Origin of the sequence: Cuneatibacter sp. NSJ-177, assembly GCF_022867805.1 — a bacterium.
Lineage (GTDB): Bacteria > Bacillota > Clostridia > Lachnospirales > Lachnospiraceae > Pseudolachnospira.
Map to the genome: position 1 here is coordinate 424,685 of NZ_JALIFO010000001.1, position 23,515 is coordinate 448,199.

Here is a 23,515-nt window from a genome sequence, read left to right on the forward strand (position 1 = left end):
AAGCCGCTATCTATGAAAAATACAGCAAAAATAGTTGAAGAATGCGCATCCTATGACAGAATCGCTGATTTTTTTGAAAAGATAGCATTAGATTCGCCGGAAAAAATGTGTTACAAATAAGATACGAAATCAAACAAGTAAACTTTATCTTGCAAGGAGGAAAACTTCTCTATGAAAAAGTTAGTTTCTGACCAGCTCGTTGATTATTTGGAGCGCAGAGGCGTCGATTATGTCTTCGGTCTTTGCGGACATACGGTCATCGCTATGCTGGATGCTTTCAGCCGCGCGAAGAACCTGAGATACATCAGCGTCCGCCACGAGCAGATCGCAGCCACCGCAGCCGACGGCTATGCCCGTGTTGCCCATAAGGCCGGCGTGATGATCTGCCACCTGGGGCCGGGCCTGACCAACGCCACCACCGGCGTTGCCAACGCCGCTTTTGACTCCATTCCCATGGTAGTCATCGCCGGCGATGTGCCGAGCTACTACTACGGCAAGCATCCGCACCAGGAAGTCAACATGCACTGCGACGGATCCCAGTACGACATCTACAAGCCTTTCGTAAAGAGAGCTTGGAGAGTGGACCGTCCGGAAGCCTTCCCGGAAATCATGGATAAGGCGTTCCGTCTGGCAGAGTCCGGCCGTCCGGGCCCGGTTCTGATCTCCGTGCCGATGGATATGTTCTCCCGCGAAATCGAGACCGACTGCTGGGAGCGCACATACATGGACTCTCACGAGACCATCAAGCCCGCTCTGGATCCGGCTACCGCAAAAGCGATTGCCAAGGAGCTGATCGAGGCGAAGAATCCTGTCATCCATGCAGGCGGCGGCGTACTGCTGGCGCAGGCATCCGATGAGCTGGCTGCCCTGGTGGAATTCCTGGATATCCCGGTTTCCCGTACCCTGATGGGCCAGAGCTGTATTCCGGACAACCATCCGCTGATGCTGGGCCAGACCGGATTCTGGGGCTTTGAGCTGACCCATGAGAAGACCACAAAGGCAGACCGGATCCTGATCCTGGGAAGCCGCATGGCAGAAGCCGACAGCTCTTCCTGGTACAAGGGAGTAACCTTTAACCAGAGCATCACCAAGTTCATGCAGATCGACATCGACCCCACCGAGATCGGACGGAACTATCCGGTAATGATCGGTGCTGTGGCAGATCTGAAGCATGCCCTGGCTCAGATTCTGGAAGCGGCGAAGGAGCTGAAGCCGGAAGGAATCAGCCATCCGGAGCTGCGCAAAGAGATTGCGGACTTCAAGGCGAACTTTAAGAAAGAGAATCAGGCGATCTGCGACGACGGCCGTTTCCCGATGACGCCTCAGCGAATCCTGAGAGACGTGAAGGCGCTGGTACCGGAAGACGCCCTGATCTTCACCGATGTGGGCTGGAACAAGAACGGAGTTGCTCAGCAGTATGACATTACCGTACCGGGCGCGATCAACCATCCTTCGGGACTTGCGACCATGGGATTCGGCGCAGGCGCAATCCTGGGCGCGAAGCTGGCTGCTCCGGAGCGCGTGGTACTGACGCTGACCGGCGACGGCGGATTCGGCGCTGCCAACCCTTGCGTAATCGCTACGGCGAAAGAGCAGGGAATCCCGGTGATCTGGATCGTCATGAACAACAGCGCATTCGGAACCATCGCTGGCCTGGAAGGACTGCATTACACCAATGAGAAGGAGAGCTGCCCGCAGCATCTGGGAACGGAATTCAAGATCCGCCCGGCTGACGCAGAGGGAAGCTTCCGTCAGTCTTGGGAGTCCTACAGCCCGGATTGGGCAGCGATTGCCCGTGGTTACGGGATCAAGGCGAAGAAGATCGCAAGTGCGGACGAGTTTGCCGAGGTTCTGAAGGAAGCCCTGGAGTGCAACGAGCCTTATCTGATCGACGTGCCGATGGAGAACATCGCAGTACCGACTCCTGGCGTGTGGAACATCAACGATATCTACACGAAGAAGGAGACCGTAGATGTGTGCAACGGACGTCTGAAATTCGCTGACGAGATGGGCGGCAAGGCCGCTGAGGTTGTTCGCTCCCAGGCGGATTGATGCCTTCGGTTCCCTGGTAAAATGACTGCAAAATAAATTGATGATAGTTAGAAATTAAGCAAAGAATTGCCATTTTGGCCCGGTATGGGCAAGGGGCCTTCCAGGGGAGCACTTTCTCTGGAGTTCAGGTCCCCAAAATGGCAATTCTTTTTGGCTTTTTTTCGGTTGATTCTGCGTTTCATTGCGGATTGAATGGAAATGTGGTATGCTATTTTCCGGAATTATAGATGCAGGAGGTAGAAGCCATGCCTGAATATATTCGGATTTTCGGAGCTTCCGAGAACAATCTGAAAAATGTGTCTCTGAAAATCCCGAAAAAACAAATCACTGTATTTACCGGCGTTTCCGGTTCGGGAAAATCGTCGCTCTGTCTGGATACGATCGCCGCCGAGTCCCGCCGGGAATTGAACGAGACTTTTCCAAGCTTTGTGCAGCAGTATCTGCCGAAATATGGGCGTCCGGAGGTGGAGCGCATTGAAAATCTTCCGGTGACGATTGTGATCGACCAGAAAAAGCCGGCGGCCAACACCCGGTCCACCGTCGGGACTTATACGGACATTTATTCTCTGCTGAGGCTGCTGTTTTCCCGGATCGGAGAGCCTTTTGTCGGGTATTCCGACAGCTTTTCCTTTAATCATCCGGCCGGAAAGTGTCCGCGTTGCGATGGCCTGGGTATGGTGACGGATCTGGACATTCATAAGCTGGTGGACTTTGACAAGTGCCTGAACGATGAGGATGTCATTCATTTCCCGACCTTTACCACCGGGGCCTGGCGCTGGAAGCGTTACGCCTATAGCGGGCTGTTTGATCTGAACAAAAAGATTAAGGATTACAGCAAAGAGGAATTGGATTTATTCCTTCATTCTCCTCAGATCCGGCTGAAAAACCCTCCGTCCAACTGGCCAAAATCGGCCAAATTTGAAGGCCTTTATCCCAGAATGTATCGAAGCATCATCACAACCAAGGAGGGAAAACGCCAGCAGAAAGTATTGGATACCATGGTGTCCACCTTTGTCTGCCCGGAGTGCGGCGGATCCCGAGTGAATGACCGGGTGAGGAGCTGTAAGATTCACGGCAAAAATATAGCGGAAGTGGTCGATATGGCGATCCCGGACGCCATCGAGTTTATCCGGAACATTGACGCTCCTTTGGCCCAGGACATCCGACGGGAGCTCTTGAAGCGTTTGGGCGCGCTGCAGAATATCGGTCTTGGTTATCTTTCCTTAAGCCGCGGAACCGGAACGCTTTCCGGCGGTGAGGCCCAGCGGATCAAGATTGCCAAGTACATCAATTCGGCTTTGACGGATATGGTCTATGTGCTGGACGAGCCCAGCGTCGGGCTGCATCCCCAGGATATCGACCGGCTAAAGGTTTCCCTGCGCCGCCTCCGGGACCATGGAAATACTGTGCTGATTGTGGAGCATCACCGGGAGATTATCGCCATGGCGGACCACATCGTGGATATGGGGCCCATGGCCGGAAGTCACGGCGGACAGATTATGTACGAGGGGGACTACGAAGGATTGAAATCCTCCGGGACCATCACCGGGCGGATGCTGCATCACTGCGGAGCACTGAAAACCCAGGTACGTGGGCCCAAGGGATTCTATCACCTGGAGCAGGCGGACCTGCATAACCTGCGGAATTTGACGGTGGATCTGCCGAAAGGCGTGCTGACCGTAATCGCCGGGGTCGCTGGTTCCGGGAAGAGTTCTTTGATGGAGTATTTCTGTTCCCACTGCGGAGAAGAGGTCATCTTCATCGGACAGAAAAATATCGGGATTAACCTGCGCTCCACACCGGCCACCTACCTGGATATCTCCGATTCGATCCGGAAGCTGTTTGCCAAAGCAAACGGCGTCAGCAATACCTTGTTTTCCTTCAATTCCAAAGGCGCCTGCCCGGCCTGCGGTGGCAAAGGCGTGATTGTCTCCGACATGTCCTTTATGGATTCCATCGAGACGGTCTGCGATGTCTGCCATGGAACCCGGTATGCCAAGGAGATACTGGGGTATCGTTACCAGGGGAAAAACATCGCGGAAGTCATGGATTTGACCGTGGAGGAGGCCATCGAGTTTTTTGCCGGCGAAGATTTTCTGCCGCAGCTCATTTCCCTGGAGCAAGTCGGCCTCGGTTACCTGCATCTGAATCAGGCGATGACCACGCTATCCGGAGGAGAGCTTCAGCGTGTGAAACTTGCCAGTCAGCTTTACCGGAAAAGTGCGGTCTTTGTGCTGGATGAGCCGACCGACGGCCTGCACCTGGATGATGTGCGGAAGCTGATGATCTTGTTTAACCGGATGGTAGATCAGGGAAATACACTGTATTTGATCGAGCATAGTCTGGATGTGATGAAGGACTCTGACTATATTGTGGAGCTGGGGCCGGGAGGCGGCATGGACGGCGGAGATCTGCTGTTCGCCGGAACCCCCCAGGAGATGCTGATGAGCGGCCGGTCGGTGACGAGAAAGTTTCTGGAAGCCAGCCTAAAGATCCAATAGGGCGATTGGCCGGAGGCAATTCAAAAAATAGAAACCGCACCGGCAAGATGGAAATCCGGCGGCAATTCAGAGTAGAAACCGCACCGGCAGGAGAGGGAGCCGGTAACTGTTTCAGGCCGGAATTTGAGAGGAGAATGGGAATGGACTATGGGGTTGTTTGGACCAACTTATTGATATTATTTGCACTGATCGCGGTGGGCTATGTGGCAGGGCGGTGCCGGGTAATCTCCCAGGAGGCGTCCAAGGATTTATCCAGCCTTCTGATGAAAATCACCCTTCCAGCCACGATCTTTGCCTCGTTCATTCGAAGCTATGAGCCAAGTTTGTTAAAAGACGCAGGGATTATCCTGGGACTGGGCTTTTTCTTTTTCTTGCTTAGCGCCCTGCTTTCCTACTTGTTGGTCAAACCCTTCCGCGTGGCGGAGGGGAACCGGGGAATCTGGATGCTGGGCTCCACTTTTTCCAACACTGGATTTATGGGTTTTCCCATTGTGCTGGCCCTGTTTGGTGAGGAAGGCTTATTTTTAGCCTGTATCATGAACCTGTCCTTCAACGTCCTGGTCTTTAGCCTGGGGGTGAAGATGGTTTGCCTGGATTCCCAGCAAAAGGGCGGGATCCAGTGGAAGAAGATTCTGGTCAGCAATATCAATATCAGCATTGTATTGGGACTTTTCTTTTTCCTGACTCAGATTTCGATCCCTTCCCCAGTGATGGCAGTGGTCAATTATTTTGGCGGCGTGACGACTCCCCTTTCCATGTTTTTGATCGGCCTGAGCTTGGCGAAAGGGAAGACCAGCGATCTGTTCCGGGGAAAGGACGCTTTCACTTCAACTTTTCTGCGGCTCATCGGCATGCCATTTGTGGCCTGGCTTTTGATGCGCCTGATTCCTTTTGGGGAAGGCAGTCTAATTCCCGGCGTTGTGCTGGTGATTCTGGCCATGCCGGCCCCGTCGGTGGTGCTGATTTTGGCAGAGACCTACGGAGGAAACAGCGAGATGGCGGGGAAAGAAATTTTCCTGTCCAGCCTGCTTTGTATCGTGACGATCCCGCTGATGCTGCTGCTTTTGTGAGAGGAGAAAGATGGACTATTCGGTGGTCGTAGTCAATATCGTAGAAATCTTTGCCATGATCGGAGTGGGATTTGCAGCAGGCAAATTCGGTGTGGTCTCGGAGAAGCTTTCCTCGGAGTTATCCAGTCTTCTGATTTCCGTAACCCTTCCGGCCAGTATATTTGCTTCCATGCTGCGGGAATTTGATCTGGCGCTTTTGGAGAATTCCATTCTGATTCTATGTCTTGGCTTTGGTTTTTTGTTTCTGTCGATCGGACTGGCGTATCTGCTGGCAAAGCTGTTCCGGGTGCCGAAGCAGAAAAAAGGAGTCTGGCTTTTTGCCGCCACGTTTACCAATGCCAGTTTCATGGGATTCCCGGTGGCCCAGGCCGTATGGGGCAACGATGGCTTGTTTCTGGCCTCGATTTTGAACCTGGCCTTCACGATTTTGAATTTCAGCATCGGCGTCCGGATGATTTGCCTGAGTTCCGCAGATGAGAGAAAGATCCCGTGGAAAAAGATGCTGTTTACGCCGATCAATGTGGCGATCCTGCTGGGACTGGTTTTCTTTGTGGGCCGGATCGCCATGCCGGAGCCGGTCGCGGCCGTGGTCCGTTCTCTTGGGCAGATGACCACGCCGCTATCCATGTTTGTGATCGGCTTAAATATGGCCGCGGGAAGCTTTGTCTCTCTCTTTCAGGATAAAGACGCGCTTTCCGTATCTGTGGTGCGCCTGGTGGTGGTGCCGCTCTTGGTCTTTGCCGGCCTGAAACTTTTGCCCTGGCGGGATAACCAGGTGGTCTGCGGCGTGACAATGCTTTTGTTTGCGATGCCTGCGCCTTCCTTATGTCTGATTTTTGCCGAGCAGTACCACTCCAATACTCCGATGGCCGTCAAAGTGATTTTTTCTTCGACGCTGCTCAGTGTGATCACGATTCCGCTGCTTTTGCTGTTGTTATAATTATGGGAGAAAGAGCTGCGTTTCATGTGGAAAGAACATTGGACGAATGAGTTTTGCCATGCTACGATAAAACAGGATTGACCGGGATAACCGGCTGATTGCTAAAAAATTTGTGAGAGAAGAAAAAAAAAATGAAGAAATCAAGACAACTGTTGAGTATTGTAATCGTGTTTTTCTGGGCTTCGGAATACTGCCATGTCCCGTATTTTACCCCGTATCTCAATATGCTGGGGTTCTCCGTGACGGCGATCGGAATCATGGTCGGCACCTATGGGTTTACCCAGATGATCGTGCGGATTCCCCTTGGCATTTTTACGGACGTTTCCGGAAAATATAAAGCGGTTGTCGTGATGGGGACGGTGTTTACAACCGTGTCCTCCTTTGGCCTGATTTTTGCCGAGAGCATGTGGTTCGTTATGTTCTGCCGGTTTTTAGCCGGTATTGCGGCCTCCACGTGGATTTCATTTACGGTGCTGTACTCGGCCTATTACCAGGCGGAAGAGGGGGTTCAGGCTATGGCCAATATCTCCGCGTTTAACAACGGCGGCAAGCTGCTGGCCTTTGTGCTGGGGACGATCACGGCTAATTTCTGGGGATACCGGGTGCCTTTGATTATGAGTTTCCTAACCGGCCTGGTGGCGATTGCCTTTGCCGTGGGCCTGAAAACCATTCCGATCCGCCGGGAACCCATGCAGATCTCCCATATTGTCGGTGTATTTAAAAATCCGGCCGTGCTGCTTCCTTCCTTTTTTGCAATTTTGATGCAGATGGTGCTCCACGGAACCGTATTTTCCTTTACCTCAACAATTGCGGAAAACCTAGGAGCGACAAAACTCCAGATTGGGATCAACACCTCCCTGTTTACCGTCATTCAAGTCATTGCCGCCGGTTGGGTCGGACGAATCTTAGTGAAAAAAATCGGAACCACCAAATCGGTGATGCTGGGATTTGCCTGCATGGCCGCAGCCTGTGTGATGGAGGCCTATGCGCCCAATATCTGGGTGCTGTTTGTGGCTCAGGTGATCTGCGGTATTGGGAATCTGCTGCTGTTTTCCGTGCTGGCTGCTCTGGCGATCCGGTATGTGCCTCAGGAGAATCAATCCACAGCTATGGGATTGTTCCAGGCCCTTTACGGCATCGGTATGACAATCGGACCTGTGATGGTTGGCAATATCGCCTCGGCCAGCAGCTATCAGACGGCGTATCTGGTTTTTGCCGTCATCTCAGCATTGTCCGTTCCGCTGGCGGCAGTCAGTCTGCCTTGGATGAAACGGAAGCAGGAACGTGTCCATGGCTAATGTTACCTTCCGTCTGTTTTCTCTTTTGCTCCCGCTTTTGCTTGGATATTTTCTGAAACGCGGGCGCTTTTTCGGCCCGGAGGATTATCGGGTTGTGGTAAGAATTATCATGAACATCACACTGCCCTGCGCGGTCATCCAGTCTTTTTATGGGTTCCAGATGGATCTGGCCTTGCTGAGCCTGACCTTCACCGGCTTTTTTGCCAACTGGGTCATGGCTTTGCTTGCCCTGGGTCTCAGCCGGAAGCAGGGAAAGAAAGAGCGGATGTTGGATATGCTCTGCGCCTCCGGCTTTAATCTGGGCAATTTTATGCTGCCTTTCACTCAGCAGTTTATCGGGGGCACCGGCGTGGCGCTCCAGTCGCTTTTTGACGTGGGAAATTCAATGATGTGCACCGGCGGCACCTATGTGTTCGGCGCCGGTGTACTGAAACTGGACGGCAAGAAGATGGGGATCAAAGGAATCCTCTCTAAACTGGCTCATTCGACGCCCTTGGTCACCTACCTCGTCATGATTTTGCTGGCTGTGTCCCAGGTCCCGATCCCGGAGTGGGTGGCAACCGTAACGCAGCCCACAGGCGCGGCCAATGGTTTTCTTTCCATGTTTATGATCGGCATGATGTTTGAGATCCGGTTTGACGAGGCGTACCGGAAGACGGCGGTTTCGGTGCTGGCAAAGCGGTATGCCTGCGGAACGGTGATGGCCCTGCTTTTTTATTTTGTGCTTCCCTTTGACCTTCCGGCCAGACAGATTCTGACGGTCTGCGCGTTTGCGCCGGTTCCCAGTATGGCCGCGGTTTATACGGAACAGGTGGGAGGAGACGTCGGGCTGGCCAGTTTTGTGACGTCCTGTTCTTTTGTGATCAGCGGCGTGATTGTCGTGGCCTTGATCCTTGTGATGGGACTTGGGGCTTAGATTTTATTCTTGCTTTATAAATTATTCAGGAAAACTTTAGACCAGACGGGTTGACTTAGAGTTCGCTCCAGATGGTAGGGTAATGGAGTATGGCAGCGGAGAGGGGGATGCACACTGCCATCAAAGGAGGTCTAAAGTTTGAAACAAAATTGGTTGCACAAATTATTTGCGGGGATCCTCATGTGCTTGATTGCCGGGATCGGCCTTTTTGCCTGGGCAGATCAAAATCCGGTTTTTTGTATGTGTTGTCCGGATGAAAAACAGGACAGAAGGGCCTTAAAGGGAGCGCTTTATGCCGCGCCGCTGTCCGCACCTGGCTCAAAAGGCTATGTGCAGGTTTACGAAGCGGTTGCCGGGCTGGAGCCGGTTTCCCATCAAAACCTGAACCTAAAACGTCAATCGGACGGGAGTTTTTTGATCCGCAAAAAGAGCGGTAGCACATTCCGGATTCTGCAAATCACGGATGTACACTTGACCGGCTCGGAGGAGAATTGGGAGAAGGACCGGAAGGCAGTGCTTACGGTTACCGATCTGGTTGCAAGGTCCAAACCGGATTTTATTGTGATGACGGGAGATCTGGTTTTCGGCACCGGAAGTTCAGATCCGGACAATGACCGGAGAGCGCTGGATGTCCTGTTTCAGATGATGGATGCAATCGGGATTCCCTGGACCTGGGCGTTTGGAAATCATGACCACAGCTTTCTGGACCGGTATGAGGAGAGTGAGATCACAGAGATGCTGTCCCGGTGCCGGACGCTGCGGATGAGCGGAGGGAGCCAAAAAATCACGGGATATTCCAATGAGGTGTTCCAAGTGGAAAATTTAGACGGGTCCCTGTCCGTGGGACTGATCGTCCTGGATTCCCACAATGAGATTTGGAACGCGGACGGACAAAACGCCGGCTACGATTATATCCGGGAAGACCAGGTGGATTGGTATGAAAACCAGGTTCAGCGGCTGCGGGAAACCTACGGTGAAGATGCCCGGACCCTCTTGTTTTTTCATATTCCTGTTCCAGAATATCAGACGGCCTGGGAGGAGCTTACGACCGGAGGGGCCGGTTATCTGTCCGGAGACTGGAGGGAGCCGGTGGCCAGTTCCAGGGTCAACTCCGGTTTGTTTGACCGGGCGGTGCGGCTGGGGAGCACGATGGCCATGTTCTGCGGCCACGATCATCTGAATGACTATCAGGTGGAATATCAAGGAATCCGGCTGGTATACGGAAAATCCATCGATTATGTGGCTTATCCCGGAATCGAACAGCAGACGCAGCAAAGAGGGGCAACGCAGATCGAGATCGGACCGAAGGGGAATTTAGAGGTCATCCCCGTTGCCTTTGAGTAGGGGGACGGGGAGGCTTTCCTGCCAGTCTCTTCCCTATCCGGCTTGGTTTTTGGCAAACGAGCTGGATCAGGTAAAGCTTCCCGGAGCCGGAGAAGATACAGCCTGGAAGAGTCCGGAGGTTACGGAAGAGGCTCAGGAGCTGCTGGAGCGGCTGTATGACCAAAAAAGCAGAGTTCCGAGACAGATGTTTCAGTTGTACATCGGGCTATTGCGGCGCAGCATGCGGAAAATACCGGCGGATCGCTGGCTGAAATATGCTTTCTTTGTTGTATTGGAATTTGAGGAAGGATCCTTTTCCGACCAGCGCCGGAAAGTTTAGGAGGTACCGATGAATATCTGGCGAATCATTCAAATCTTGTTTCCTTTCTGCGTAATTGTCCCTCTTGGAATCTACCTCTACCATTACCTGCGGCGCTCGCTCCTGTTTTGGGGATGTAAGCCGGAACGGCTGGCAAAAGGGATAGCGGCGCTCGGCGCCATGGGCCTGGCCGTTCTGGCGTTGAATTTGTGGGGGATCGGCGCGATCGTTGTGCTCTATCTGGCCGGTGTTTCCCTTATTTTGGATCTGATTTATCGCCTGACCCGGAAACGCATCAAAGCAAAGGGGAAAGGGGAATCAATCTATCGCAGCGGCCTCATTCCTGTTTTTGCGACCCTGTTGCTGATCGCCTATGGATATTTTCATATGACCAACATCGTGGAGACAGGCTATACGGTTGAGACACAAAAAAATGTGGGGAATTACCGGGTCGCACTGATTACGGATTTGCACTTTGGAACCAGCATAAATGGGGAAAAGCTACAGGAGGTCTGCGGGAAAATCACAAAGACAGATCCGGATTTGGTTGTGCTGGGCGGAGATCTGGTGGATGAGAATACCACGCTCGAACAGATGCAGGAGGCCTTCCGGATCATCGGTACCACCGGCAGCAAATACGGCATTTACTATGTATACGGAAATCACGACCGATCCCGCTACCGGCAGCAGCCGAATTATACGGAAGATCAGCTGGCCGAAGCAATTGAGGCAGGCGGAATCCATATTCTGGCGGATGAGGCTGTTCCGATCGGAGAGGACTTGATACTGATCGGCCGCGAGGATGCCTCGGTGAGAACACGAAAAAGCGGAGAGGAGCTGACGGCGGGCCTGGACTCCGAACGTTTCCTTCTCCTGGCCGACCACCAGCCCGTGGAGCTGAAACAAAACGCCTCCCTGGGCATTGACCTTCAGCTGTCCGGTCACACCCACGGCGGGCAGATTTGGCCGCTGGGCGTGGTCAATGAGCTGTTGGGGATCAATGAGATGAATGCAGGGCAGAAGGCAATCGGAGCGTATCAGGTGATTGTTTCTACCGGGATTGCAGGGTGGGGCTATCCAATTAAAACCGAAGGCGCCGCAGAGTATGTGATAGTCGATATCAAAGGCCGTCTGTCTTCCTGACGGTGCAAAAAACCGGACCTTCCTATTGAGAGGGTCCGGCTTTGGTTTTCACATGGAACGGAATCTTTGTCGGCGTCAGGACTTTGCCATTTTCCGGCTGCGAAGCAAGGAGCGGGGAGGAACGGGCGCTTCTTTTCCCAGATCCTCTTTCTGGCCCAGCTTTGGCTTCTCAAAGATACTGACATAAATTTCATCGGTCAGATAATCGGCGCAAGAAGGATCAATCTTGTCATACTCCCTCAGGATATAGCAGTGAATCAGGCTTCTGCGGAGAAAATAGCGCTCCTCAAAGGGAAGCCAGGTGTTTTCATCGGCGGCCGCCTGAATCGTTTCGTCCAGCTGCATCGCGGAATAGGTGCTGACGAACCATTCGATGGCTTCAGTCAGGAAAACATTTTCTTCTTTGATTTTATCACGGATTTCATTGGCTTTATGCAGGGTGTAAACTCCAAAGCTCATAAAGACGGTTCCCATTCCCAAATCCAGCAGGCAGGCCTCCGCCGAGTCCTGCCGGTATTTCAGAAATACCATGATACATCGGATTAAAGCCAATAAAAAAACAAAGGAACCTGCCGTTAAAAACGTATAGGCAGAGTTGGTCGTATTCTTGAAGCGTTCTTCTGCCCGGACAAAAACCGGGGACCGGCTCAGAAAACTTTCCGGCGGCGCGGATTCGGCCTCTCTCTCCGGGGCCTGCTTTATTTCCTCAAAGTTCTTTATTAATTTTTCAGCGAGATCTGCTTGCTCCTGTGGAACGGATACGATATAGACAGAGCGCTCCTCATCAAAGGAAATGGTGGCGTCTACTCCAGAGTAGGTTAGGAATTGGGTTATCCTGTCCGCAGTTTCCTGTGTACCCTGGGTAACCGCAGTCCGTCCCAATACTTCCCAGTACGGCATATAATACTCCTTTGTGAAACTTAATGTAGATATATTATACTTCACGCGTAAGGGAAACTCAATATAGTGGGGTTAAAATCTCTATTTCCAATCTATAAAATTTTTGAAAAATGTGTTAGAATGGATCTCATGAAGATCGATATTGTCTGTGTGGGAAAAATAAAAGAACGGTTTTATGCAGCGGCCATAGACGAGTACGGAAAGCGTCTTGGCCGCTATTGTCAGTTGGAAATTCGGGAGGTGGCCGACGAGAAGACTCCGGATCACAGCAGCGAAACGGAAAAAAATCGGATTAAAGCAGTGGAGGGGGAGCGCCTGCTTCAAAAACTGCGTCCGGATGCCTTTGTCATTGCTTTGGCGATTGACGGAAAAGCGCTGACTTCCGAAGACTTTTCACGAAAAATCGAGCAGCTTGGCATATCCGGAGTGAGCCATATCCAGTTTGTGATCGGAGGTTCCCTGGGATTATCCGAGGCAGTCTTCAGGCGGGCGGATTTTCGTCTCAGCTTCTCCGCCATGACATTTCCCCATCAGTTGATGCGGGTGATTTTGATGGAACAAATCTATAGAGGATACCGAATTATGAAGGGCGAGCCCTACCACAAATGAGCAGGGGCAGATGAAGGATTCTAATTGACTAAGATTATCTTTTCTATACCGGTTATTTGTGATACAATCAGAGACAGGCTGGAGTCGGGGAGGGAGGCCGCGGGTCCAGCTGCAGGTTTGTTTTACCAATACTTTTTAGGAGCATACAATGGAGAAGAAAAAGCTGAAGTTTTACTATCGCGTTGTCACGGTTATCTGTCTGTTCTTTTTAATCGCAGGGGTTTGCTTTACGATCTATATGATGGCGGACAACAAGAAAAAGAATATCAGCTATTTTGAGGAAGCCACGGGCAGTATGGCGAAGACGATAACAAGTTTGATTCAGAGCAATATGGAGACGCTGGACGGTGTGGCGCTGACCATTGGTCAGATGGAAGTTACAGATCTGGAGCATCTTCTGCCGGTGATTCGGGAGATCAATAACAGAAACTCGTTTTTCCGGATGGGGTTTATCGATGCCGGCGGCAGTGGTGACATGGTGGATATGGACGGAACCATCCATCAGGGCCTGGATTTTTCAGAAGAACATTTTTATCAGAAAGCAATGGAAGGCATGAACGCTCTGTCCGATACGGTCAGCGACCCTTACAGCGAAAAATATATCAATTATTACGGAGTCCCGGTCATCATTCGCGGGGAGACGGTTGGGGTTCTTGCCGCGGCTGACCATACGGACCGGATCCGGAGCGTGCTGGACACCGCAATGTTCAGCAGGGGCGGGTATTCCAATATCATCAACAGCAGCGGGAGGTATATTATTCGCTCGGAACACTCTCCGGAAGTGACAAATATCCGGGAGATCGGCAGTTTTTCGGATCAGGAACTGGGCGAAATTGCGGCCGATCTGTCGGAGAGCGGAGAACGGTTTTTTGAATTTGAGGAAAATGGAAATAAAACTTGGGGCTACTACCTTCCCTTGGAATTGGACGACTGGTATTTGCTGGGGATCGTTCAGGAGAACCAGGTAAACGGAGATTATTATTCGATCCTGGGAACCGTGCTTCTCATCGTCTCGGCATTTGCCATTTTCGCGTTTCTCGTCTACGGTATGAGCCGGATGCAGATCAAAAACAAACAGCAGTTGGAGGATTTGGCATATCGGGATCCGCTCCTGGGAAGCGACAATTTTGTGAAATTTTCCCTGGATGTGAAAACATCGCTGGATCAATCGGAATTCCGTAAATTTGCATTTTGGTATGGGGATATCGATAACTTTAAGATCTTCAATGAAACGTTTGGGTATGAGGAGGGGGATGAGCTGCTGAAAAAACTGGCGGTTCTGATCCGGGAACTATCTGCGGAAAAGGAGCTTTTCTGCCGGGAAACTTCCGATCATTTTGTCGGAATCCGGTATTACGAGGACAGGGCCGGCCTGCTTCGCTGGTACGAGGAACTGACGGACCGGCTGGAAAGCAGCATGCTGGTGGATCACAAGGCATTTCGTCTGGTGTGGAGCATGGGATTTTACTGTGTGGAGAGTCCGGAGGAAAAGCGAACCGTAAATGAAATGTATAACCGGGCGAGAATGGCACAGAAATCCATCAAGCAGGAGAAAAATATCAAATATGCCTTCTACTCCGACGGAATCCGAAAACAACTATTCCATGAGAACGAGATTGAGGCCCAGATGCAGCAGGCATTGGATGCCGGATATTTTCAGGTATATATCCAGCCGAAGGTGGCTATTCAGGAGAACAATCGGATCACCGGCGGCGAGGCGTTGGTTCGCTGGGTGGATCCGGAAAAAGGGATCATCAGCCCAGGGGATTTCATCCCACTGTTTGAGAAGAATGGTTTTATTATTCCTTTGGACCGGTATATGTTCCGGCAGGTCTGCGCCTGGCTGAAAGAATATCTTGCCGCAGGCGGAAGAACGATCCGGATTGCGGTCAATGTTTCCAGGCTTGGCATTTTCCAGGAAGATTTTGTCGAATACTATGCCGGAGTGAAGAAGGCGTATCAGATTCCGGATGAAATGCTGGAACTGGAATTTACCGAGAGCCTTGCCATCGAGGACAATGAACTGCTCCGCGAGCGGATTGCGGATTTGGGAAAAGAAGGTTTTATCTGTTCTTTGGATGATTTTGGTTCCGGGTATTCATCTTTAAATACTTTGAAAGACTTGCCGATTCAGGTTTTAAAGCTGGACATCCTTTTCTTCGAAAGAGGGGCCGCAGATGAGAAGGCGCGTATCATTGTGGAAAACGTGATCCATATGGCGAAATTGTTGAATATCCGTGTTGTAGCGGAAGGCGTGGAGGACACGGAACAGGTGGATTCTCTGAGGCAGTGGGGCTGCGATGTTGTGCAGGGATTTGTATTTGAGCGGCCCATGCCGGCCGAAGATTTCGGCCGTCTGATCCGGCGTGATCCCAAGGGAAACTGGGGTGTAGGGTTTCCTCATACGGAGAATGAAAACTGTCCTGGAACAGGAACAATCTGCGAAAAGAAAGGATGATAAAAAACCATGAGTGTTGCGGAGCGGTTGGAGGAGCTGCAAAAAAGGGCCAGAAAGGATGAAAAAATCCGGAAGATCCTCCTGGAAACAAGGAACGAGCGCGATCCTCTGGAGGCATTTTGCCGGGCCTGCCGAGAACTTGGCGTTCCGATTTATGAGATGGAATTGGTTGAGGCAGGCGAAGAGTTTTATGCGGAGATAAGAAGAAGCACCAACGGCGGAGGGGAAAATTCGCCGCTGCTTGCGGGCGAGGATGATTTTTACGAGTTGTTCTTTGCCGGACTGTAATATACCATTAAGAGAAAGGAACTGGTTGCGGAGCAATGCTGCGATCCTATATAGCGTTTGATATCGAGACCACCGGCCTCAGCCCGGCGGAAGACGAAGTGATTGAGATCGGGGCTCTGAAGGTGCGGGACGGACGGGTACAAGAGCGGTTTATGGAATTTATTAAACCTCAGCGTCCCATTCCAGCTTTCATTACCGGATTGACCGGAATTGACAACGATATGGTGGCCTCGGCCAGAAGCCGGGAGCAGGTGATTCCAGAATTTTTATCGTTCTGTGAGGAGGACGTGCTGATCGGCCACAATATTCTGTTCGATTATAGTTTTATCAAAGTAAACGCGGATACGTTAGGGTATTCTTTTGAAAAATCGGGAATTGATACGCTGAAAATTGCAAGGGTGGTTCATAAGGAACTGCCTTCCCGAAGCCTTGGGGTTCTCTGCGAGCATTATCAGATTCAGAATTCGGCTGCCCACCGCGCCTATCACGATGCGCTGGCCACAGCGAAATTGTATCAGACCTTGGCTCATTATTTCGAGGAAAAAGAGCCCCAGGTCTTTTTGCCCGCAGAGCTTTGCTGTACGGCGAAAAAGAGCCTTCCCGCGACGGAAAAACAGCGAAAATTACTGGCGCGGCTGATCAAGGAAAAGAAACGGGAAGAAGGTTGTGATCTGGAAAATCTCACGAGGGCGGAAGCATCCCGGCTGATTGAGAGTCTCTTGGCTAGGTGAGGGGATGGCCGGAGCTGGGAAAAAGGGAGAACCGGGTAAGAGAAGGGATGTCTGACGGGTGCAGACAAGAAAAGGAGGCAAGAATGCTGGAATTTAAGTTTGACACGCAGCTGTTGATCGAAGGGGAAGGACTTTCAGAGGATCAAGTCCAGGAATATATCACCGGGAACATCGAAGGAGACTGTCTGTTGGTGGTGGGAGATGAAGAATTGATCAAGATTCATTTTCATACCAACACGCCGTGGAAGGTTTTGGAATACGGGGCTTCTCTCGGAGACATCCATGATATTGTAATTGAAAACATGGAACGCCAGGCAGGAGGATTACAGGGATAGAGCGAGAGGAAAAGCAGACTGGGCGGTTCGCCACCGGCGGGCTCATGCCAGAAAAGGGGGACTGTGCGATGAGTGAAATTCCGGGGGAAGCTTGCAGCTGTAGGAAAAAGGATTGTATCAGGCACGGGAAATGTGCGGAGTGTATTGCCCATCATGAGGCGAATCGGAGATTTCCTCCCTATTGTCAGAGAAAGGGAAGAAAAAAGGAGTTGGAAAAGAAGAAAAGCTGCCGGACGGCTGAGCCCGCCGCAGAGAACGGATAAATGCCTGGTTTCCGGCCATGTATTTTGTTTGTATCCGGGATATTCCAGGGAAAATTGGAAATACTGGATCAGGGAAACATTTTTGCCGGAAAGGGGTTTTTATGTCTGGTATTTTGGGGAATAACGGGAATCAGCCATATTTTGAAGGCTGGTATTTGAAACATCAAAATGAGGAACGTTCCATTGCAATGATTCCATCTTATCATCAGGAAGAGGATGGGAGCAAATCGGCGTCCCTCCAAATTATAACGGAAGAGAATTCTTTTCGGCTTTGCTTTCCGGAGGCGGAGTTTGCCGGAGGAAAAAGGCATTTCCATGCAGAACTCGGCGGAGCGGAGTTTTCTGAGCGCGGATGCAGAATGCAGGTCCGGGAAAAAGGAGTTTGGCTGGAGGGAAAGCTGAATTATGGGCCGCTGACGCCTCTAAAATCCGATATTATGGGGCCGTTTCAGTTCCTCCCCGGTATGCAGTGCAAGCATCGGGTCTATAGTCTGACTCACCGGGTGGACGGAAGGCTGTCGCTCAACGGGAAGGAATATATTTTCCGGGATGGAACCGGATATATCGAAGGGGACCGGGGCTGTTCTTTTCCGGAAGCCTATCTGTGGACCCAGTATAATGACAAACACGTTTCGGTTATGGCGTCTGCCGCCAAGATACCGGCCGGAAGATTTTCTTTCCTTGGATGTATCGGCGTGATTTGGATCAAAGGGAAGGAATATCGCCTGGGTTCGTATCTCGGTGCAAAGGTGATCTATGCCGACGCAAAGAAACTGATTCTTCGTCAGAAAGACACCTTGTTTACGGCGGAGCTGCTGGAAGATAAGGCGCAAGCGCTCCATGCGCCGGTGGAGGGGGCGATGAAGCGGATGATCCGGGAAAACCTGGCTTGCCGGGTGCATTATCAGTTGATCCGCAAAGGAAAAATCCTTTTGGATTTCACCGATGCCCGCGCCAGTTTTGAGGCGGATGGGAAGTTATTTGGATAACGCTTGGGAAAGAAAAAGCGGAAAATAAGTAAAATTGAATTCCCAAAGGAAAACACGAGAATCCGCGCCGGGAATAATTGACAGGATTTTTTTCGTGTGCTATAGTGGGCAGGGTTCTTGGAAAAACAACCGCGTGTGAGAGCCGGTTGTTTTTTCATTCCAAAGAAGATCGCGGAATCAGGCGTTGGCAATGAGAAACGAAAATATGGGCTGAGTCACAAAGCCCGCGATAGGAGGACGAATCAGATGAAACGGGCGGTAAGCCTGAAAGAAATATCGGACGGAAGGCTGTACGGGCCGAATGATTTGGTAAAGGCAGACTGCCGGGACTGTGAGGGGTGTTCGGCTTGCTGCCATGGCATGGGAGATTCCATCTTGCTGGATCCTCTTGACTTGTTTCGGCTTTCGACTCATTTAAAGAAAAGTTTTGAGGAGCTGCTGGCGGACGCCGTGGAGCTTCACGTGGTGGACGGACTGATCCAGCCGAATTTAAAAATGGCGGGGGAACAGGAGCAGTGCGTGTATTTGACCGAAGCAGGACGGTGCGGGATCCATCCGTTCCGGCCGGGTTTTTGCCGCCTGTTTCCTCTGGGCAGGTATTATGAAGGCCGGTCTTTCCGCTATTTTTTGCAGGTGCATGAATGTAAAAAACAGGACCGGGCAAAAGTCAAAGTAAAGAAATGGCTGGATATCCCGGACTATAAAAACTATGAAACATTTGTCTTAGACTGGCATTGCTTTTTAAAAGACATGGAGCAAAAAGTAGAGCAGTGCCGGGAGGATGAAAAGATCCGGCAGTGGAATCTGGAACTCTTGAACCGGTTTTATGTGGCCCCTTACGGAGAAGAGGAGGACTTTTACGAGGAATTCCGAATCCGGTTGGCGAAGGCGCGAGCCGACTTGGGGCTTCATGAGGGAAAGAGAGAATGAAATACTATTTTGCTCCGATGGAGGGAATTACCGGCTATCGATACCGGAATGCCCATCATTCTTTTTTTCCGCATATTGATAAGTATTTTACCCCTTTTTTATCTCCGAATCAGACAAGGAAATTCCACACAAGGGAATGGGAAGATATTCTTCCGGAGCATAATCAGTCGGTTCGGCTTGTTCCGCAGATCCTGACCAACCAGTCGGAAGATTTTCTCTGGGCGGCCGGGGAGCTTTTCGGACAGGGCTACCGGGAGGTGAACCTGAATCTTGGCTGTCCCTCCGCCACTGTGGTCTCCAAGGGAAAAGGCGCTGGTTTCCTGGGCTCTCCAGAAAAGCTGGAGGAATTTTTGGATCAAATTTTTTCGAAGGCGGACCTTAAAATCTCAATCAAAACCAGGCTTGGCATGGAGGATCCAGGAGAATTTTCTCGGATTTTGAAGATTTTTAACCGCTTTCCCCTGGAAGAGCTGATCCTGCATCCGCGGGTACAGAAAGATTTCTATCGAAAACCAGTGCACTGGGAAGCGTTTCGGGAGTCGGCGGAGGAAAGCCGGAATCCGATCTGCTACAATGGCGATCTTTTTCAGGCGCCGGATGTGGAGCGTTTCCGGGAGGCATTTCCGGAAATACAGACCATAATGTTTGGCCGCGGCCTTCTGGCAAATCCCGGCCTGGTGGAAGAATTGACCGGACACGAAAGGCTAAATAAGCAGGTGCTGCGGCAGTTTCATGACAGGATCCTTTCTGAATACCGGGCGCAGCTTTCCGGCGATAGAAATGTATTGTTTAAGATGAAAGAACTCTGGTTTTATCTGGGGACGCTGTTTGAAGACAGCGCAAAATACCAAAAAGCGATCCGGAAAGCAGAACGGCTTCCCGCTTATGAAACGGCGGTCAGCGCGCTGTTTCGCGACCGGGAGTTGTCTCTCCGGTCTGAACTTCCTTTTGCCTGCCGGGAATCCTTTGGACAGGCCGGCAAGTGAATGGAATGTTACCATTCACAGCCACAATTCCGCGAGGTGTTTTCGTGCGTATTTCGCACGAAAATCCTGAGTCAGAGGGCGCGAAACGATGTTTTTTATCGTTTCTGTGCATCGCGTAGCGTGTTACCGTTCATGGCACCGTGCATTTTACGGGGCCGTGAATGGTAACAATGGAATATTTTGTGCTCCCTCTCATATATTGAGGGTAAGGGAGCGCGGGATTATGAAAAAAGAGGAATTGATCTGTATTTTTTCCAGAAAAATCCGCAGCATCCTGGAGAGGAGCGCCGCGGATTTTTTGTTTTTTGAAGAAATCCGGCTGCGGGTCGGACAGCCCTTGTGCATTTGCCGGGGGCGGGGCGAAGAATATCTGACGCCTTCGGGCCGTATCTCCGGGAACTGGCGGGAGGCTTATGCAGTGACGGCGGCGGACATTCGGGAAACTCTGGAGTTTGTCAGCCACTATTCGCTTTATGCTTTCGAGGAGGAGCTCCGTCAGGGGTTTATCACCATACCCGGAGGTCACCGGGTGGGATTGGCGGGAAAGGCAGTGGTCCAGGGCGGAGACATCCGAGGGCTTAAGTACATATCTTTTTTGAATATCCGCCTGGCCCATCAGGTGCCGGGGTGTGCAGACGGAGTGCTGCCGTTTCTCTGGAAGCGGGACAGGTTCTGCCATACGCTGATCGTCTCTCCGCCGCGGCTGGGCAAGACAACCCTGCTGCGGGACATTATTCGGCAGGTATCGGACGGAGGAGAGCATCCGCCTCAGACTGTGGGAGTGGTGGACGAGCGGTCGGAATTAGGCGCCTGTTCCAGCGGAGTGCCCCAGAATGATCTGGGACGCCATACCGACGTGCTGGACGGCTGTCCGAAAGCAGCGGGAATTTTGATGCTCCTGCGAACCATGTCGCCGCGGATCATTGCGGTGGACGAGGTGGGAAGCCAGGAGGATTTGGAGGCTCTCTCATACAGCCTTCACTGTGGCTGCGGCATCCTTGCCACCGTGCACGGCAGTTCACTGGAAGACTTAAAGAAAAAGCCGGTCCTGTGCCATCTGGTCGGAGAGGGGATTTTTGAGCGTTATTTAATTCTTTCCGCTGAAGCAGAGGGCCGTGTCGCCTGGAAGGTCATGGACGAAAGCGGACGGCGTCTGGGGGAGGGATATCGATGAAGGTGATCGGGCTGATCCTGATTCTCCTCTCCAGCACCCTGATCGGTCTTGCTGCCGGAAAGGATCTGTCGGAGCGTATCGCTGCGATGGAACAGGTGGAGCAGATGCTTCAGCTGCTGCGGGGAGAGCTTCGCTGTTCTTACATTCCCTTTCCTCAGGCGTTCTGCCAGGTTGCGGACCGCGTGGCTTCTCCTTGGAAGGAATTTCTCCGGGATCTGTCCGTCCGGCTGGAACGAATGTCGGGGTCAAGAATGCAGGAGCTCTGGGCCGAGGCAGTGGACGGGCTTCCGGAGAACTGCGGACTGGCCGGGGAAGACCGGAAGGAGCTTTCTGCTCTGGGAAAAGAACTTGGCTACCTGGATTTGACCATGCAGCTGAATACCCTGGAACATTTTGAGGAGCGGTGGAAGAGGAGGATGGACAATCTTCGCGAGGAATTGCCGGCGAAGCGAAGGATTTTTCGGTGTTTAGGGATCTGCGCAGGCGTGGCGATGGCTCTGATTCTCTGGTAAAGCTGAGTTTCACAGAAATGAAAATCGAAAAAGGGAGAAGATATGGATATCAATTTGATTTTTAAGATTGCCGCGGTGGGCATCCTGGTTTCGGTTTTATGCCAGGTGCTCAAGCACAGCGGGCGCGAGGAGCATGCGTTCCTCACCAGCATGGCAGGGCTCCTCCTGGTGCTTTATTGGCTGATTCCTTATATCTATGATCTGTTTCAGACGATACGGGATCTGTTCGCTCTATGAGGAGGGATCGCTTTGGAAATCGTGACAGTGGCTTTGATGGGCCTCCTGATTGTGCTGGCCGCCATTCCTTTGAAGGCGGTAAAGCCGGAGTACAGCCTGCTGCTCTCCCTGGCCGGAACACTTTTAATCTTTTTTTACTGCCTGGGCAAGGTCAGCGGAATTTTAGAATTGATCGAGCGGATCCGGGACTATCTAACCATGAACGAAATCTATGTGGCAACGCTGCTGAAAATTATCGGCGTGACTTATGTAGCCGAATTCGCCGGAAATATTTGCCGGGACGCCGGTTACCAGGCAGTGGCGACGCAGATCGAAATCTTCGGAAAGCTGACTGTGCTGGCGATCAGCATGCCGATTCTGCTGGCACTTCTCGATGTGCTGGACACGTTCTTATCTTGAGGAGATGCCTATGAGACGGTTCATGGCTGGTGTTTTTGTTCTGTTGGCTCTGCTTTTGGTACCGGAACCAGTCTTCGGGGCGGGAACCGAGGCGGAGGACTATGATTTGTCCCAGATCGAGGAATATCTGGAACAGGAAATGGGAGCGGAATCCGGTAGTTTTCGAGACATGCTGGATTCGGTGCTCGGCGGGGATTTCTCCGGGGCGCTGTCACAGATGGTGACATTGGCAAAGCAGGCTGCTTTTTCCGAGCTTACCGCCAACAAAAATGCAGTACGCCAGGCGATCCTGATTGCGCTGTTCGGAGCGCTTCTCACTTATTTTGCCGAGGCTTTTTCGGAGAACTCCGTGGGTGAGACCGGGTTTTATGTCAGTTATCTGCTGCTGGCGGCCTTGCTCTTTACGGCCTTTGGCACCAGCATTGCGATCTGCACCCGTGTCTTGCAGGTTCTTCTGGGCTTTTTGTCCCTCTTGGTTCCGGTTTTTTTCATGGCGGTCGCTTACTCAGGCGGAACCGTAACGTCCCTTGGCTTTTATCAGCTGACCCTTCTTGCGATCGGCGGGGTACAGTGGCTGTTTCTAAAGTTCCTGATTCCCATCATTGAGATCTATGTCACTCTGCTTCTGGTCAATTCTCTGTCGCGGGAGGATTTTTTATCCAAACTGACCGACTTGATGAAGGTGGTTGTGGAGTGGGGAATGAAATCGCTGCTGGGCCTGATTTTAGGGTTGAATCTGGTGCAGGGACTGGTGCTGCCGTTGGTGGACTCGGTGAAGTCGTCGGCGGTGCGGAAGGCAGTGTCCGCGATTCCCTGGATCGGAAACGGAGCGGAGGCGGTGGGACAGGTTCTGCTGGGAAGCGGAGCTCTGATCAAAAACGGGATCGGGACCGCGGCGCTGATCTTCCTGCTCCTTCTCTGCCTGGTTCCCATTCTAAAGCTGGGGATCGTTGCAATTATGTATCAAGGGGCGGCCGCCGTCGTTCAGCCGGCGGCGGATAAGCGGATTGTAGCCTGCATCGGCGCGGTGGCAAGCGGAACGAAACTGTTGTTAAAACTGGTGCTGTACACGTTGATTCTTTTTGTGGTGACCGTTGCGATCGTGTGCGCGGCCTCCAATGCCAATTATTATGCGGGGTAGC

The 23,515-nt window shown here is 51.8% G+C and carries 23 protein-coding genes; 22 read left to right on the top strand and 1 reads right to left on the bottom strand.

What is annotated here, in order from left to right:
* The first annotated feature begins 171 nt into the window (after positions 1-171).
* The 9 genes from MUB23_RS01855 to MUB23_RS01895 all read left to right on the top strand — a co-directional run bounded on the left by MUB23_RS01855 (position 172) and on the right by MUB23_RS01895 (position 11,562).
* Positions 172-2,052, top strand: a complete 1,881-nt coding sequence (locus MUB23_RS01855; protein WP_244798485.1) for a thiamine pyrophosphate-binding protein — start codon at positions 172-174, stop codon at positions 2,050-2,052.
* 245 nt (positions 2,053-2,297) lie between these two features.
* Entirely contained in the window at positions 2,298-4,553 is a 2,256-nt protein-coding gene (locus MUB23_RS01860; protein ID WP_244798486.1) for an ATP-binding cassette domain-containing protein, read from the top strand.
* 140 nt (positions 4,554-4,693) lie between these two features.
* Positions 4,694-5,623, top strand: coding sequence for an AEC family transporter (locus MUB23_RS01865; RefSeq protein ID WP_244798487.1), 930 nt, complete (start codon positions 4,694-4,696; stop codon positions 5,621-5,623).
* A gap of 10 nt (positions 5,624-5,633) precedes the next feature.
* The gene (locus tag MUB23_RS01870; RefSeq protein WP_244798488.1) at positions 5,634-6,563 is read left to right on the top strand and encodes an AEC family transporter; all 930 of its coding nucleotides are present in this window, start codon (positions 5,634-5,636) and stop codon (positions 6,561-6,563) included.
* Positions 6,564-6,694: 131 nt separating this feature from the next.
* Positions 6,695-7,861, top strand: a complete 1,167-nt coding sequence (locus tag MUB23_RS01875) for an MFS transporter (protein WP_244798489.1) — start codon at positions 6,695-6,697, stop codon at positions 7,859-7,861.
* Entirely contained in the window at positions 7,854-8,777 is a 924-nt protein-coding gene (locus tag MUB23_RS01880; protein ID WP_244798490.1) for an AEC family transporter, read from the top strand. Before MUB23_RS01875 ends, MUB23_RS01880 begins: the two co-directional genes overlap by 8 nt.
* A gap of 138 nt (positions 8,778-8,915) precedes the next feature.
* Positions 8,916-10,121 (top strand): metallophosphoesterase family protein, encoded by a 1,206-nt coding sequence (locus MUB23_RS01885; RefSeq protein WP_244798491.1) that lies wholly within the window; start codon positions 8,916-8,918, stop codon positions 10,119-10,121.
* On the top strand, positions 10,108-10,440 hold the full coding sequence (locus MUB23_RS01890) for a hypothetical protein (RefSeq protein WP_244798492.1): 333 nt from the start codon (positions 10,108-10,110) through the stop codon (positions 10,438-10,440). The genes MUB23_RS01885 and MUB23_RS01890 overlap by 14 nt, the downstream gene beginning before the upstream one ends.
* 9 nt (positions 10,441-10,449) lie before the next feature.
* Positions 10,450-11,562, top strand: coding sequence for a metallophosphoesterase (locus MUB23_RS01895; protein ID WP_244798493.1), 1,113 nt, complete (start codon positions 10,450-10,452; stop codon positions 11,560-11,562).
* 75 nt (positions 11,563-11,637) lie between these two features.
* Here MUB23_RS01895 and MUB23_RS01900 read toward each other — a convergent pair whose 3' ends face one another.
* Positions 11,638-12,462, bottom strand: coding sequence for a hypothetical protein (locus MUB23_RS01900; RefSeq protein WP_244798494.1), 825 nt, complete (start codon positions 12,460-12,462; stop codon positions 11,638-11,640).
* A gap of 129 nt (positions 12,463-12,591) precedes the next feature.
* Here MUB23_RS01900 and rlmH point away from each other — a divergent pair, with 129 nt between their 5' ends.
* The 13 genes from rlmH (at position 12,592) to MUB23_RS01965 (ending at position 23,514) form a co-directional block, all read left to right on the top strand.
* Positions 12,592-13,071 carry a 23S rRNA (pseudouridine(1915)-N(3))-methyltransferase RlmH gene (gene rlmH, locus MUB23_RS01905; protein ID WP_244798495.1) on the top strand — a complete coding sequence of 160 codons (480 nt, stop codon included), beginning with the start codon at positions 12,592-12,594 and terminating at the stop codon, positions 13,069-13,071.
* Between the two features lie 148 nt (positions 13,072-13,219).
* Positions 13,220-15,529: a bifunctional diguanylate cyclase/phosphodiesterase gene (locus MUB23_RS01910; RefSeq protein WP_244798496.1), complete on the top strand. Its 2,310-nt coding sequence runs from the start codon at positions 13,220-13,222 to the stop codon at positions 15,527-15,529.
* A 9-nt stretch (positions 15,530-15,538) separates the two neighbouring features.
* Positions 15,539-15,817, top strand: coding sequence for a hypothetical protein (locus MUB23_RS01915; protein WP_244798497.1), 279 nt, complete (start codon positions 15,539-15,541; stop codon positions 15,815-15,817).
* A 35-nt stretch (positions 15,818-15,852) separates the two neighbouring features.
* Positions 15,853-16,548, top strand: a complete 696-nt coding sequence (locus tag MUB23_RS01920; RefSeq protein ID WP_244798498.1) for a 3'-5' exonuclease — start codon at positions 15,853-15,855, stop codon at positions 16,546-16,548.
* A gap of 83 nt (positions 16,549-16,631) precedes the next feature.
* Complete coding sequence (locus tag MUB23_RS01925; protein ID WP_244798499.1) at positions 16,632-16,883, top strand: kinase to dihydroxyacetone kinase; 252 nt, start codon at positions 16,632-16,634, stop codon at positions 16,881-16,883.
* 364 nt (positions 16,884-17,247) lie between these two features.
* Entirely contained in the window at positions 17,248-18,135 is an 888-nt protein-coding gene (locus MUB23_RS01930) for a hypothetical protein (protein WP_244798500.1), read from the top strand.
* A 246-nt stretch (positions 18,136-18,381) separates the two neighbouring features.
* A complete protein-coding gene (locus MUB23_RS01935; protein WP_244798501.1) occupies positions 18,382-19,065 on the top strand; it encodes a YkgJ family cysteine cluster protein in 684 nt (227 codons plus the stop codon).
* On the top strand, positions 19,062-20,051 hold the full coding sequence (locus MUB23_RS01940) for a tRNA dihydrouridine synthase (protein ID WP_244798502.1): 990 nt from the start codon (positions 19,062-19,064) through the stop codon (positions 20,049-20,051). The genes MUB23_RS01935 and MUB23_RS01940 overlap by 4 nt, the downstream gene beginning before the upstream one ends.
* Before the next feature lie 223 nt (positions 20,052-20,274).
* On the top strand, positions 20,275-21,225 hold the full coding sequence (gene spoIIIAA / locus MUB23_RS01945; RefSeq protein ID WP_244798503.1) for a stage III sporulation protein AA: 951 nt from the start codon (positions 20,275-20,277) through the stop codon (positions 21,223-21,225).
* Entirely contained in the window at positions 21,222-21,737 is a 516-nt protein-coding gene (locus tag MUB23_RS01950; protein WP_244798504.1) for a stage III sporulation protein AB, read from the top strand. Before spoIIIAA ends, MUB23_RS01950 begins: the two co-directional genes overlap by 4 nt.
* A 42-nt stretch (positions 21,738-21,779) precedes the next feature.
* Positions 21,780-21,974: a stage III sporulation protein AC gene (gene spoIIIAC / locus MUB23_RS01955; RefSeq protein WP_244798505.1), complete on the top strand. Its 195-nt coding sequence runs from the start codon at positions 21,780-21,782 to the stop codon at positions 21,972-21,974.
* 12 nt (positions 21,975-21,986) lie between these two features.
* Positions 21,987-22,373, top strand: a complete 387-nt coding sequence (locus MUB23_RS01960) for a SpoIIIAC/SpoIIIAD family protein (protein WP_244798506.1) — start codon at positions 21,987-21,989, stop codon at positions 22,371-22,373.
* 10 nt (positions 22,374-22,383) lie between these two features.
* The gene (locus MUB23_RS01965) at positions 22,384-23,514 is read left to right on the top strand and encodes a stage III sporulation protein AE (RefSeq protein WP_244798507.1); all 1,131 of its coding nucleotides are present in this window, start codon (positions 22,384-22,386) and stop codon (positions 23,512-23,514) included.
* The last annotated feature ends 1 nt before the right edge of the window (position 23,515 follow it).